Raw genomic sequence first — 12695 nt, 5'->3', positions numbered from 1 at the left:
GCGACTATAGGCATCCTACATGACAATTCTATGACACGTCGTTACGTCCTGTGACGGTTTAGCTGCGCGGATGCCTTAACAGCTTCTTTACGTACTGGTGGAGCATCTCCGCATCCTCTACCGGTACCTGCGATTCAGGCCTGACGCTCTCCAGCGCGCCTTCAACGCTCTCAATCAACGCCTGCTGATCGGTTTTCGCCATTTGTCGCAGCAACGCGGTGACCACAATCTCAAGCGCTTCGACCTGAGCCACCAGTTCTTTTGACTCTTCTTCCTTTTGTGCCAGCTTGACCAGCAATTCAGCAATGAGGTTTTTCATCGTGCCAGTTCCTTTTCAGTTTTGTCTGACGTTATCACTCTGAATCCCTATTGCAAAGAGAAGAAATTAATTATGGTATGCAAAAGTGACACAGGAACGAAAATAAAGAGGTAGCGCCGTGAGCGAAACGTTTTTCTAAAAAAAGACGCCGCATTTTGTTATATAAAAATGCGGCTACCATAAGAATATATAATACATCTACTAAAGTGTTATCTCGCCGATTTGGCCTCCGCCATTTGTCGGCGGCGTCGCAGCGCAATAGCCAACTGGATAATATTGATTAAAACAACAATCGCTGTCGCCGCAAATACCCAACGAAAACCGGCCATTGCGGAAACGGATGCGCCAATAAGCGGACCGGCAACATTCCCCAGATACATAAATGACTGGTTATATCCAAAAATTCGCCCCGTCACCTGGTCGCTGGAATATTTGACCAGCAGAGTCTGTACCGCAGGCAACATGGCGCCGTCAGCAAAGCCGAGCAGAAATCGCAATATGCCAAGCTGAAGCGGAGAAGTGACAAACGACATCGCGAAGAAGAGCACCACCGCAAAGATCAGCGTCGCCATCAGGATGCGCGCCGTGCCGATCCTGTCCCCCAGTTTACCCAGACGCGGCGCGGAAATCAGGGCGGATACGCCCGGCACGGCGGCAATCATGCCGCTCAGAAAAGCGATATTCGTGCTCTCCGGCTCCATCGACTTGATAAACAGCGCCAGAATCGGACCGACCGAACCGTTACAGAGCTGGATCACCATGGTGGTCACAAACAGGCTGATCATCAACCCCGGATAAGGCAGCGAGGCGAAAACGGCCTTGCCGCTGAGGCGTTCAGATTTACTGATAACCGGGCGGCCCCCTTCTTTAATCAGAAAGAGCGTGACCAGAAAACTGACCACCAGCAGGATCGCGGTGATAATAAATACCGCGCGCAGCCCGACGTGGTCCGCCAGAAAGCCCCCCAGCAGCGGCCCGCCGATGACGCCGCTGATCTGTGCCGTGGAGAGCGTACTCAGCGCCCAGCCGCTACGCTCGCGCGGCACCTGAGAGGCGACCAGCGCCATAGCGTTTGGAATATACCCGGACGTCAACCCCATCACTGCCCGCAGGAAAAACAGCTGCCAGACGTTGGTGGCGAAGGCCTGCAGCAGAATAGCAATCGCCATCCCGAGCGAGGCGCGCAGCAGCATCAGTTTACGGCCTTTTCGATCTGCCAGGCTGCCCCACATCGGTGACACAATGGCGGAGACCAGAAACGTGACGCTGAACGTCAGACCGGACCACATGGAAAGCGCTTCATGCGAGGTCACCCCCAGCTGCGACACGTACAGCGGCAGGAACGGTAAAATCTGGCTGATGGCCAGCCCGGTAAAGAAGCAACCGAACCAGACCGAGATAAGATTAACTTTCCAGGATTCCATAACGAAATAGTCTTCATTTTTAGGCGAATTCGCCGACAGATTAGCAAGTTACGCGTGTCAACGTCGCACCAGAGATGCGGCCCGACAGACTTTGGTGTTTTATCTTCCCAGTCATCATATTTGTGAAATAAGTCACAATTCATCCATTTTCTGGCGGAATATTATGCTTCACCGGCAGAGGCCAAAACCGCGCATTCCCAGATGAAAATGGTTTGCATGCGCCGCGTTATACTCCGGTCCCAGGCCGTTCCCGTAGTAGCCGCAGCTCGCCGCCAGCATGGCCTTCAGCCAGGGCTGCGTTGTTGTCGCCTTCCAGCCATTCAGCACCGTGACGCGTTCACCGTTCGCCAGACGAAAAGCGGCAATATCCAGCGCCTCCGCCGTGGCATGTTCACTGCGGCGCGCGTCAGGGCGGTGATAAATATTGCGGCAGGCAAAGCTGCCAAGGTGGTCGATACGCGCGAGCTCGCTGCCTGTATAGCGTTTTGTCAGCGGCCGGGCCTGCTGGCTGATAAAGAGGGCTGAGCTGAGCGCCAGCGGGCAGCTGGCAAGAAAGCTGCTGTTCAGGCCGACAGGGCCGAAGTCACGCACGCGCACGACGTTGTTAAGGGGACACGCGCCGCCGCTGTCCGCTACCGGCTGGGTGCGGATGAGATCGCGTTGATTAGCCTGTAACAGCAGGCTCGCGCACGCCTCGGGAGTTAAACGCCGAAGCTTATACTGAGTGATTCGGCCTGGCGGATCGTCAAGCGTCAGCGGCGTGAAAGGGTTGTAGTAAGTCGGCAACCAGCGGTAACCCAGCGTTGCGATGGTCAAAATGATAAATCCGGTCAGCAGCGTTTTTCCTCTCACTCTCCCCCCTCAACATTCCCCAAAACATTATGGCAGAAGGCCGCGAAACCCGCCGGGCATCGTGGTATGTTATTGGCTTTTCGTCAGACTGGAAGAGAGTAAGATGGCTAAGCAGCGCGTAGGTATTGTCTTTGGGGGAAAATCAGCGGAGCACGAAGTATCATTGCAATCGGCTAAAAATATCGTTGATGCGATCGATAAAAGCCGTTTCGACGTGGTGCTGCTGGGCATTGATAAACAGGGCCAGTGGCACGTTAACGATGCCAGCCAGTATCTGCTCAATGCTCACGATCCGGCACACATCGCCCTGAATCCTTCAGAAGTGAGCGTCGCCACCGTACCCGGCGTCGTGAAGGGGCAGCTTATCGACGCCGGCAATGCGCAGGCTCTCGCCCAGATCGACGTCGTCTTCCCTATCGTTCACGGTACCCTGGGGGAAGATGGTTCCCTGCAGGGAATGCTGCGCATGGCCAACCTGCCGTTCGTCGGCTCGGATGTCCTCGGCTCTGCCGCCTGCATGGACAAAGACGTGACCAAACGCCTGCTGCGCGATGCCGGGCTGAATATTGCCCCGTTCGTTACACTCACCCGCGCCAACCGCGACAAACACACCTTCGCGCAAATTAGCGGAGAGCTGGGTCTGCCGCTGTTTGTGAAGCCTGCAAACCAGGGCTCCTCCGTGGGCGTCAGCAAAGTGACCAGCGAAGCTGAGTTCACGCAAGCTGTCCGCCTGGCGTTTGAGTTCGACCATAAAGTGGTGGTTGAGCAGGGCATCAAAGGCCGTGAAATTGAGTGCGCCGTGCTGGGCAACGATTTTCCACAGGCGAGCACCTGCGGCGAAGTGGTCTTAAACAGCGACTTCTACTCGTACGACACCAAATACATTGATGATAAAGGCGCGCAGGTTGTCGTGCCTGCGGATCTCGATCCGGCGGTTAACGATAAGATCCGGGCGATCGCCATTCGCGCTTATCAGACGCTCGGCTGCTGCGGCATGGCGCGCGTGGATGTGTTCCTGACGGCGGAAAACGAGGTGGTGATCAATGAAATTAACACGCTACCGGGGTTCACTAACATCAGCATGTATCCGAAGCTGTGGCAGGCGAGCGGCCTGAGCTACCCGGAATTGATCACCCGCCTGATCGAACTCGCGCTGGAGCGTCACGCCGCCGACAGCGCGCTTAAAAGTTCCGTAAACGGTTAATCGGCGCCCTTCGCCGACTCTGCCTCATCCGCTGTCGTCTCTTCAGGACGGCGGCGGATAATCAACCCCGCCAGCCAGAAACTGATAACCCAGGTCACCAGCCCAACGGCATAGGTTTGCCAGCCTTTTGCCTCAAACCCTAACAGGCCCACGACACCGTTAAGAATAAAGATCAGCCCGATAGCGAAGGCGTAGTAGTGCCAGTCACGGCGTAGTTTGGACGTGAGCTTCATAACAACTCCGGCAGGAAAAAAAGACATCCTCTCACAGTTTTACGACCAGGTCTGTGGCAGATACGGAAATTCTGAAACGCGACGCAATTTCACTTAAGTTAATAAATTGTGACGTGCTGCAGAAATCAACAATCCAGGAGGATTCCGTCGCGTAAATTACCACGATTCTGATATTGACAAATGCGATGACCTGTCAAACTCCCCCTGTACGAAGCGTATTAACAGAGCGATTTATCCGGAGGTCATCATGGCTGACTTTACATTGTCGAAACCGATTTTTGGCGGAAAACCAAAAACCTCCACGGCGGGTAATATCGCGTATGCCCTGTTTGTCCTGTTCTGCTTCTGGGCTGGCTCGCAGCTGCTCAATATGCTGGTCCATGCGCCTGGCGTTTACGAACACCTGATGCAGGTGCAGGATAACGGACGCCCGCGAGTTGAGATTGGTTTTGGCGTCAGCACCTTGTTCGGCCTGATTCCCTTCCTCGCGGGATGTATGATTCTGGGCGTTGTGGCATTAGTGCTGCGCTTTCGCCGCCGCCGTTAAAGCCCCATACAGCGAGCCCGGCGATCGTCCACGCGTTTTGCGAACCACGCGGTGGTCAGGTTACGCGTGATCTTCGGGCTTTCCAGCTGAATACCCGGCAGGATAGCCCTCGGTAACGTTTTCCCGCTTTTCTGCTCTGCAAGCGCAAACACCTTCTTGTACAGATCCGTTTTCTCAAAGGCCAGGCTATCGCCTTTCTCAAGCTGGCGGCGAATGTCGCTGTTGCTCAAGCCAAGCGTTGCCGATAATTTCCGTACGGCAAGCTCGGTGCTTCCCGCCTCGCTGCTGCCGTAAGCGATGAGATCGCCGTCAAGCGCCAGCTTAACGCCGCTTGCGCGGCTGACCGCACTCTGGAATGCCGCATTACGGCTGGCATACCAGCCAGCGTTAAAGTCGGCAAAGCGATACAGCGGCTCATCGTAGTTCGCCGGGTAGTTCAGCAGGTGATACGTGCCGAACCACAGTCCGCCGCGCAGGGAGAAGACCTCCTGGCGCACCGTACCGTCGATTTTCCACGGATAGCCGTCGGTGTGTTTCTCCGCGAACGCGATGCTTACCTGCATTGGGCCACCGGTATGGACCGGATTCAGTGAGCCAAACAGCTTCTGCCCCATTGGGACCATGCTGATGAAATCATCAAAGATGGCGCTAAGCTGTTTTTCGGTTTTCACCGTATCCAGCCGTTCGCTGTAGCTTTTGCCGTTCGGCGAGGTGATTTTAAGCGCGGTATGCACGAGGAACACCGGGATATGCATGGACTCCGCGCGGCGGTCGATCTCTTTCCAGGCGATTTTATTCAGCCCCGGCACAGCCGGATCTGACTGGTACATCGACTCCTGCTGTGCCACCGCCAGCACCGAACAGATGTTCTCCTCGGTCGGCGCGATCTTTTGGCTTTCAAAGGTTTTTGCCAGCGCGTCTGCCCACGCATTGCGATCTTTCACGCTGGCGGGCATTTTCTGCCGCACAGCGCTCGCCACATCAACGGGCTTCTCGCCCTTTTTGAGCGGAGCGGCCCCCTTTTCGGCACAGCCTGCCAGCACAAAAGCGGCCAGAATGGTCAACGGTAATGCGCGCGGTACGGCAAAAGGCATAGCAACGTCCTGTATTAGCTAAATGTGTTGGTGACTTCCTGCAGGTCACGATCGTCCAGCTCGCGTTCAAAGCTACGCAGACGTTTGTAGATGGACATCAGTTCCACCAGCGTGGTCCAGGAGCTGATCAGGTACTGGAATGAACTTCTGACCTGATCGAAAACGTTAGTAATTTGGGTCATCAGTCCCAGGGTAATTGTCCCTGCAACAATTGACGGGAACAACAGGACTATTCCAAAAACAGTATCGGCCTGAAGATATAAAATACGAGCTATGTTGAAATACATGTAGTGGAAGTAGAGCTTAAAGTAGTTAAAACGGACGTTCTGAAATAACTCTTTTACCGTTGGTGGCGCAGCTCGTGATGGGTCATCCTCACCGTAAACAAGTTCTTTACGGTAAGCCGCTTCCACGCGCTGATTTTTAAATTGTAACCCCGGCAATTTGATCCCCACCACAGCAAGAAGCCCCGTTCCCATAAGAGACCAGACCAGTGCCGCAATAACCAAACCATAGGGTAAATGACCAACAACGGGAAGTTCAGGCACATGGGGTGAAAGTGCAATCAGAATCGGTAAAAAAGCGATAAGTTTCATCACAGCATTAAGCAAGCTGACCCCCATGTCCTCCAGCGTTGAGGCAAAACGCATGGTGTCTTCCTGCACACGCTGTGCAGCACCTTCGATGTGCCGCAGTCGTTGCCAATTTGCCATGTAATATTCGTTCATAGCAGTACGCCAACGGAAAACGTAATGGCTAACGAAGAAATTGTTCAGCACTGCCACTGTTACTGCAATCATGGCAATGCCGGTAAAACTAACGAGACTGGCATAGAGTTCACCAATCGGAACCTTATTCGGGGCGCTTAGTGCTTTTTGGAGCAAATCGTAGAAGGGTGCATACCATGCATTAATTGCAACGCTCACTTCCACCATGAACCAGGTAACGAAAATGATCAGTGCAGATCCCAAAATCGACCAAAACTGCCAACGATGCGGAGAATACTTGAACCAGAAGAGTGCAAACAGCCCCACACATACCGTGTAGTAGGCATAAAATACGATAAAGCTGAGCGACCAGAAGCGCGCTGCGCTAATCGGCACCTCGCCTGTCGCCCCCGTGATGCGCGTCAGCCATGCGCCGCCGCCCGCCTGCCAGAAAATGACAGCGATCAGTGCCCAAATAAATGCCGACAGGAAAAAAGGCCCCGGCTTTGGGAAAAAAGACTTAAACATAATGCTTCCTTCTTGTTGTTATGGCTGTTGCTGTGTACAACACGTCACCACACGAAAACCTGCCCGAGCCAGCCTCCCGGCTCCGGCAAAAAGGTCAGACCCGATCGTTAATTATTAGTTCGCTTTCCAGTTTTCAAGAATTGTTTCGGTGCGTTTCACTGCGAGAGGATTCGCCGGCGCAATGAAGTTACGCCAGACGTCGTTGTGATGGTTAATCAGAATCTGTGCTTCAGCAGCCGGTCGGTTGGATGTGGTATGGGCATCTTCCGCCACGGTGATGTGATAACCCCGGCTAACGCCGTTCTTGATCGTCGCATCGACGCAGTAATCGGTGGCGCAGCCGCAGATAACAAACTCGCGAATGCCCTGCTCCCGCAGCAGCGTCTCAAGCCCGGTGTTGTAGAAGGCATCACAGGCCGTTTTGGTCACGTAAAGCGCGTCAGCAGGCTGATGGAGTTCAGGCAGTAGCGCAAACCCTGCCCCCCCCTCTTCCAGCCCCCCGGCCTCGGTGTGCTGTATAAAAATCACCGTGTCGGCTGCCTGCGTAAGCTGGTTGATCAGAGAGACACACTTTTCGCGCTGATGACGAGGGGTTTCAAACACCCCGTTCTGCATATCGACAACCAAAACCACACGCTTCTCAGACATACCGTTCTCCGTAAAATTGAGTGACACTGGTGCCTATCATAAGCCCGATGTCACAAAATGGGAGATGGCTCGCAAGTAAATTGTTCATATTTACCCATGGTTACGTTTTTCTCGCTATCGTTATGCAATTCGGGGCATTGCACGGTACCGATTAGTAGTATAAATACCCATTACTTTCCTCATTCACTTCATGGATGCTTTTCGTTGAAACGTTGTCTGCTCTCTTTTGCCGCGCTGTGTGCGGTGAGCTTCTCTACCGCCCAGGCAGCCCAACCGCTGACGGCTCCCGTTTTAGCTTCAGATATTGCCGATCGCTACGCGAACCTTATCTATTACGGCAGCGGCGCGACCGGAATGGCGATGGTCGTCATCGACGGAAACCAGCGCGTATTCCGCAGCTTTGGCGAAACGCGCCCGGGAAATAACATTCACCCGCAGCTGGATTCCGTCATCCGCATCGCATCCTTAACCAAGCTCATGACCAGCGAAATGCTGGTGAAACTGCTCGACCAGGGCGTGGTGAAGCTCGACGATCCGCTCAGCAAATACGCGCCGCCAGGTGCCCGCGTACCCACGTATCAGGGGACCCCGATCCGGCTTGTGAACCTTGCTACCCACACCAGCGCCCTGCCGCGTGAGCAGCCAGGCGGAGCGGCGCATCGTGACGTGTTTGTCTGGCCAACGCGCGACCAACGCTGGAGCTATCTGAGTACCGCCACGCTGAAAGCAGCACCGGGCTCGCAGGCCTCTTATTCAAACCTGGCGTTCGACCTGCTGGCGGATGCCCTCTCAACGGCGGCTGGCAAACCCTACACGCAGCTGTTTGAAGAGCAGATCACCCGTCCGCTCGGCATGAAAGACACCACGTTTACCCCGTCCCCGGATCAGTGCCGTCGCCTGATGGTGGCGGAAAAAGGCGCCAGCCCCTGTAATAACACGCTGGCGGCCGTGGGCAGCGGCGGCGTTTACTCCACGCCTGGCGATATGATGCGCTGGATGCAGCAGTTCCTTTCCTCGGATTTCTACTCGCGCAGCAGCCAGGCCGATCGTATGCAGACCCTGATTTATCAGCGAACTCAGCTGCATCGGGTCATCGGGATGGACGTACCGGGTAAAGCCGATGCGCTCGGCATGGGCTGGGTCTATATGGCACCGAAAAATGGCCGTCCGGGTATTATTCAGAAAACCGGCGGCGGCGGCGGGTTCATCACCTATATGGCGATGATCCCCCAGTCAAACGTGGGCGCGTTTGTGGTGGTGACCCGCTCTCCGCATACGCGTTTCGTCAATATGAGTGACGGTATTAATAACCTGGTGGCAGAACTGAGCGCCAATAAAGCCCAGGTGCTTACCGCGTCCAACTGATATTAATATTCCGTGGGCAAGCGGTTGATGCTGACCAGCTTGCCCCGGCTCATATTGATATAGTTTCCCTGTCGCAGGGCGGCCAGAACTTCGGCAACAACAGAACGTGAAATGCGTGTGCTTTGCTGAATATGATTCATCACACCGATTTTTGAACGCAGCGTTTCATCCCACTCGGCCATATTTAACAGCATCGCGCGGATCTGGTGATAGGAGTTATTGCCCACCAGCTGCATATCGCGTTTTTCAAGAATGTAATTTATCCAGGATAACCAGCAGAAGGCCTCTTTCCACAGGGAATACTGCTGGATCTGTTGACGGGTAGTTTCCGTGGATAAATAAAAACCGGTGCAGGCCGTTTTAGCCATCACTCTGTATTCCTGAGAGTGATTAATGACCACCGTAGACAGCCCGAAAATAAAAGGTGCCGTCGCAATCCCCACCAGCAGCTCATCGGAAGGGCGATAGACCTCAATAATACCGGTTTGTAATACGATCGTGCGAGGCTCAATTGATTCGCCTGACGTAATTAATTGTTGAGGAGCACATGTAAAAGGGGTACTGGCTGCTATTAACCCCTGTTCGAGCCGGCGTAATTCAGAAAGTGGTTTCGCATTAACGTTCATGCAGACCTCAAGTCATCCGTATTTGTCGGTTCAATATTATTTTAAATGCTTCTGTAAAAAGCGGGGGAAGATAACCCCTCCCCCCGCTTTTATTCATTACCAGGTATATTTCACACCCAGGTTTGCGCCCCAGTTCTGGTCAACGTCACCGCCGCCCAGATAAGTGGCATCCGTGTAAGCGCTGAAGTTCTTCGTGAAGCTGAACTGGGTGCCCAGCCCAACACGAACAGCGGATCCTTTCACGCCGTTATCAATGCTGTCACCGTTAATATCGGCATTGTTATCGGCGTCGGCATAGACCCAGGCCAGTTTGAAGTAAGGCGTCAGAGCCTGATCGCCGCCGTAGTTGAAGGTATAACCCGTATCAACACCAAGTTCATAACGCAGGCTATCGTAAGATTGTCCATCAACGCGCATGTCATTGCTCAGACGATAGTCATCACCAGACTGGAACAGACCCGATACGGCTGCGTATGGGGTAACGTAGCCAGAGAGGTTTGGTTTCCAGTCATAGCCCAGCTTCAGCCCAAAACCAACAGCATCACTGGTGGTATTGCCGTCAACATACTGGCCGTTGCTCATGTTAGCGGAAAGATCGCTGTTGAAGCGGGTGTAGCTCAGGGAGCTGTCGAGGAACAGATCGTTCGTAAACTTCGCTGACGCGTAGATCATCGCCGTCTGGCTATCCTGATCGACCTGACCGGTACGATCGCTGATATCTCCCTTCGCGAAACCTGCCGCCCCACCGACGATCCACTTCGCGTTATTACCGTCAATCTGGGTATCCAGACCCACCATAATACCGCTCACGTCCTGATCGTAGCTGATAACGCCATTGTCACCGTCGAAATTGCCGCCGAAGTAGCTCACCCACGCTCCGCCATTATCCGCCAGGCCGTGACGGCTGTTGGTCAGACGCGCACCTACGGTATCCTGCTGCAGATTCCAGATATTGGTATTGGCAGAAGGAATGCTCAGCGCCATATTGGCGTAGTCGGTCAGCGCTTTCTGCTGGAGGACAACGGTGTCACCCTGCTGCTGCGCCTGGTAGGTATAGGCCCCTAAATCGGCTCTGTTTGCAGCAGTAAAGCTGGCTGCAGTATCCGCATTATTGTCATAGATGCGAACGATCTCTTTGTTTTTGTAATCAGCAACGGAACCCGCTCCGGTCGCGTCATCGATACGGACCTGATAGTTACCGGCGACGTCACCGTTCACCGCCAGATGGCCGTCAGAGTTAATGGCCACTACGCCGTAGTCATAATCAGCGCTGCGCTTATCGTTAGTGATATAGCGTGCGTTGTTCAGATCGCTGTTCAGCACGTAATCACGGCTGGCAACGTTCAGCACGCCGCCATCGGTCAGTACCATATTGTGCGTATCAACCTGACCCAGCCCCAGCGCCAGCTCTGCACCGTTATCCACGGTGATGGTGTTGGCATAGAGCTCGGCCGTTTCTTCCGTCAGCGCCGCACGGCTATCGCTGTCCAGATACAGATGGTCGGTAGCCACGCCGCCGCTGTCGCCGATATTCAATGAGGACGCATTGGTCAGAGTGATGGCATCCGCCAGCAGGCCTGAGTTTTCAACGTTGACCTGAGACTGGTTGTTGACCGTCAGGGTGTCGATGTTAGACACCTTACGGGTATCCCACTCGGAACCGTTGTCCAGCGCGATGTTAAACAGACCGCTCTGATACACCGCTTCGCCCGCAACATGTCCGTTGTCGTCATAGGTGGAGTCCGGCCAAATGCTGTTAGGGGACAGAGCGTTCCAGTCTACGTTGCTGTAACCCTGGCCATACATCTGCGCCGTGCCAATAGCCTCGACGCTGGACTGTGCTGCGCCGACCCATTTGCTGCCGTTGGTAAGCGTCACATCCAGCTTATCGGTGCCATCCCAGCCGTTGGTGGTTGGGTTATAGATGCCGTCTTCGGTGGTATCGGTTGCCGGATCGCCGTTCGGATAGAAGTTGTTGTCGAAGGTGCTGGAGAACAGAATATCGCCAGTAACGGTGGAATGATCGAACGTGGCGGTGGTTTGCATCGCGTTATCAGACGCGCTGGCGGCCACAATCAGCGCCGCATCGTCTGCCGCTGTCGCGCTGGTTTCACCATAGTCGCTCGGCTTCGCGGTTTGACCGTAGAATCCGCTGGTACCTAAATCGCTGTACGCACCGGAAGTCAGTACCGAATCTTTCACCAGTAGCGTGTCGGTAAAGACGTTGCTGCTGTTGGCTACGCCTTCAACGCCGTCGTATGGCGTATTATCCAGCTCCTGGTACTCCTGCGTCAGGGTAATCCCCGCGACGTGAGAATTATTCTGGATAACAATATCCGATTCCACATCCAGGGTAATCGCATTACCCAGATCGTACGTATCCAGATAGTGTCTTTCCGTATTTTCCCCATTCACGACATCATACGCATAATGCTCGTACGTATCGTTAAGGGTAGAATTATCAACGGTCAGACTAAAACGATCGTATTGCGTATGATGGGTGCCGTCAGCATCCACGCCATCAGCACATGTGGTGGTCATACACTCAGAAGTAATCATGCCGTTAATGGTGCTATTGGAAATACTCAACGCATTCGCCCGGCCATTGATGCCATCATCCAGGTAGTACGTTGAAATAACACCATTCACGGTGGCTTTATTAATCACGGGATAAATATCACCATCATGGATGGCATCCGAGTAATCCCAGTCGGCATAACCATAATACCAGGGGGTGGACGCTGTATTATCGTATCCGAAGGTATTATATGTCGTACCGGAAATATCCTTAGCATTGGCCTGAGAAGCGATAGCCAGGGTGCAGGCTAATGCAAGTTGAGATACAACGAGTTTCTTTTTCCATGTTTGCATTGGGTCATCCCTCCTCAGGGACGTAAGCAAGTTTGTCCATTAATGAATTTGCAATATTTAATTGCGGAGGGAATTATGCAGTTTCATTTCGAAAAGGTTCAATGAATGTTTCCATTAAGTCCGTATTCAGACAAAAAACACATTCAGACCACAAACCATAAGGCGTCATAAAATAAATATTATAAAAACAGAATGTTAATACACGGCTAAACCAATCGGAAAAACACACCGGAAAATAATAAATCATTTTTAATTATGCTTTCATTTCTATATAGAA

At 53.5% G+C, this 12695-nt stretch carries 12 protein-coding genes; 3 read left to right on the top strand and 9 right to left on the bottom strand.

All coding sequences use genetic code 11. The features are described from left to right. Positions 1 to 58: 58 nt before the first annotated feature. The 3 genes from iraP to KGP25_RS05085 all read right to left on the bottom strand — a co-directional run bounded on the left by iraP (position 59) and on the right by KGP25_RS05085 (position 2595). Complete coding sequence (gene iraP, locus KGP25_RS05095) at positions 59 to 319, bottom strand: anti-adapter protein IraP (RefSeq protein ID WP_023293178.1); 261 nt, start codon at positions 317 to 319, stop codon at positions 59 to 61. Positions 320 to 528: 209 nt separating this feature from the next. Continuing rightward, the gene (locus KGP25_RS05090) at positions 529 to 1743 is read right to left on the bottom strand and encodes a multidrug efflux MFS transporter (protein ID WP_048030063.1); all 1215 of its coding nucleotides are present in this window, start codon (positions 1741 to 1743) and stop codon (positions 529 to 531) included. A 168-nt stretch (positions 1744 to 1911) separates the two neighbouring features. Beyond that, positions 1912 to 2595, bottom strand: coding sequence for an extensin family protein (locus tag KGP25_RS05085; RefSeq protein ID WP_126534518.1), 684 nt, complete (start codon positions 2593 to 2595; stop codon positions 1912 to 1914). 103 nt (positions 2596 to 2698) lie between these two features. On the opposite strand from KGP25_RS05085, the gene ddlA reads away from it, so the two are divergent. After that, the gene (ddlA, locus tag KGP25_RS05080; RefSeq protein ID WP_032674239.1) at positions 2699 to 3799 is read left to right on the top strand and encodes a D-alanine--D-alanine ligase; all 1101 of its coding nucleotides are present in this window, start codon (positions 2699 to 2701) and stop codon (positions 3797 to 3799) included. Here the strand turns inward: ddlA and KGP25_RS05075 are convergent. Then, positions 3796 to 4032 carry a DUF2754 domain-containing protein gene (locus KGP25_RS05075; protein ID WP_032656524.1) on the bottom strand — a complete coding sequence of 79 codons (237 nt, stop codon included), beginning with the start codon at positions 4030 to 4032 and terminating at the stop codon, positions 3796 to 3798. The two genes, ddlA and KGP25_RS05075, sit on opposite strands and share 4 nt — an antisense overlap. Positions 4033 to 4279: 247 nt before the next feature. Here KGP25_RS05075 and KGP25_RS05070 point away from each other — a divergent pair, with 247 nt between their 5' ends. Then, positions 4280 to 4579 carry a DUF2755 family protein gene (locus KGP25_RS05070; RefSeq protein ID WP_008503287.1) on the top strand — a complete coding sequence of 100 codons (300 nt, stop codon included), beginning with the start codon at positions 4280 to 4282 and terminating at the stop codon, positions 4577 to 4579. On the opposite strand, the gene KGP25_RS05065 is transcribed toward KGP25_RS05070, so the two are convergent. The 3 genes from KGP25_RS05065 to KGP25_RS05055 all read right to left on the bottom strand — a co-directional run bounded on the left by KGP25_RS05065 (position 4576) and on the right by KGP25_RS05055 (position 7556). Continuing rightward, a complete protein-coding gene (locus KGP25_RS05065) occupies positions 4576 to 5673 on the bottom strand; it encodes a DUF1615 domain-containing protein (RefSeq protein WP_223540061.1) in 1098 nt (365 codons plus the stop codon). The genes KGP25_RS05070 and KGP25_RS05065 overlap by 4 nt on opposite strands. Positions 5674 to 5687: 14 nt before the next feature. Further along, entirely contained in the window at positions 5688 to 6908 is a 1221-nt protein-coding gene (gene sbmA / locus KGP25_RS05060) for a peptide antibiotic transporter SbmA (RefSeq protein WP_223540060.1), read from the bottom strand. Between the two features lie 114 nt (positions 6909 to 7022). Then, the gene (locus KGP25_RS05055) at positions 7023 to 7556 is read right to left on the bottom strand and encodes an isochorismatase family protein (RefSeq protein ID WP_223540059.1); all 534 of its coding nucleotides are present in this window, start codon (positions 7554 to 7556) and stop codon (positions 7023 to 7025) included. A 204-nt stretch (positions 7557 to 7760) separates the two neighbouring features. Between KGP25_RS05055 and ampH the strand changes: the two genes are divergently transcribed. Then, positions 7761 to 8921: a D-alanyl-D-alanine-carboxypeptidase/endopeptidase AmpH gene (ampH, locus tag KGP25_RS05050; protein WP_032638396.1), complete on the top strand. Its 1161-nt coding sequence runs from the start codon at positions 7761 to 7763 to the stop codon at positions 8919 to 8921. 2 nt (positions 8922 to 8923) lie between these two features. On the opposite strand, the gene KGP25_RS05045 is transcribed toward ampH, so the two are convergent. Then, complete coding sequence (locus KGP25_RS05045) at positions 8924 to 9547, bottom strand: helix-turn-helix domain-containing protein (RefSeq protein WP_167214436.1); 624 nt, start codon at positions 9545 to 9547, stop codon at positions 8924 to 8926. Between the two features lie 96 nt (positions 9548 to 9643). Further along, a complete protein-coding gene (locus tag KGP25_RS05040) occupies positions 9644 to 12418 on the bottom strand; it encodes an autotransporter outer membrane beta-barrel domain-containing protein (protein ID WP_223540058.1) in 2775 nt (924 codons plus the stop codon). Positions 12419 to 12695: the final 277 nt, after the last annotated feature.

It is taken from the genome of Enterobacter sp. JBIWA003 (assembly GCF_019968825.1).
GTDB classification, from domain to species: Bacteria; Pseudomonadota; Gammaproteobacteria; order Enterobacterales; family Enterobacteriaceae; genus Enterobacter; species Enterobacter quasiroggenkampii.
This window is presented reverse-complemented; position numbering and strand designations above follow the sequence as displayed.

Excerpts from the sequence above, each read along its gene's own strand:
- KGP25_RS05075 (WP_032656524.1), bottom strand. The coding sequence starts at position 4,032 with ATGAAGCTCACGTCCAAACTACGCCGTGACTGGCACTACTACGCCTTC.
- KGP25_RS05040 (WP_223540058.1), bottom strand. The coding sequence starts at position 12,418 with ATGCAAACATGGAAAAAGAAACTCGTTGTATCTCAACTTGCATTAGCC.
- iraP (WP_023293178.1), bottom strand. The coding sequence starts at position 319 with ATGAAAAACCTCATTGCTGAATTGCTGGTCAAGCTGGCACAAAAGGAA.
- KGP25_RS05045 (WP_167214436.1), bottom strand. The coding sequence starts at position 9,547 with ATGAACGTTAATGCGAAACCACTTTCTGAATTACGCCGGCTCGAACAG.
- KGP25_RS05055 (WP_223540059.1), bottom strand. The coding sequence starts at position 7,556 with ATGTCTGAGAAGCGTGTGGTTTTGGTTGTCGATATGCAGAACGGGGTG.
- ddlA (WP_032674239.1), top strand. The coding sequence starts at position 2,699 with ATGGCTAAGCAGCGCGTAGGTATTGTCTTTGGGGGAAAATCAGCGGAG.
- KGP25_RS05065 (WP_223540061.1), bottom strand. The coding sequence starts at position 5,673 with ATGCCTTTTGCCGTACCGCGCGCATTACCGTTGACCATTCTGGCCGCT.
- sbmA (WP_223540060.1), bottom strand. The coding sequence starts at position 6,908 with ATGTTTAAGTCTTTTTTCCCAAAGCCGGGGCCTTTTTTCCTGTCGGCA.
- KGP25_RS05070 (WP_008503287.1), top strand. The coding sequence starts at position 4,280 with ATGGCTGACTTTACATTGTCGAAACCGATTTTTGGCGGAAAACCAAAA.
- KGP25_RS05090 (WP_048030063.1), bottom strand. The coding sequence starts at position 1,743 with ATGGAATCCTGGAAAGTTAATCTTATCTCGGTCTGGTTCGGTTGCTTC.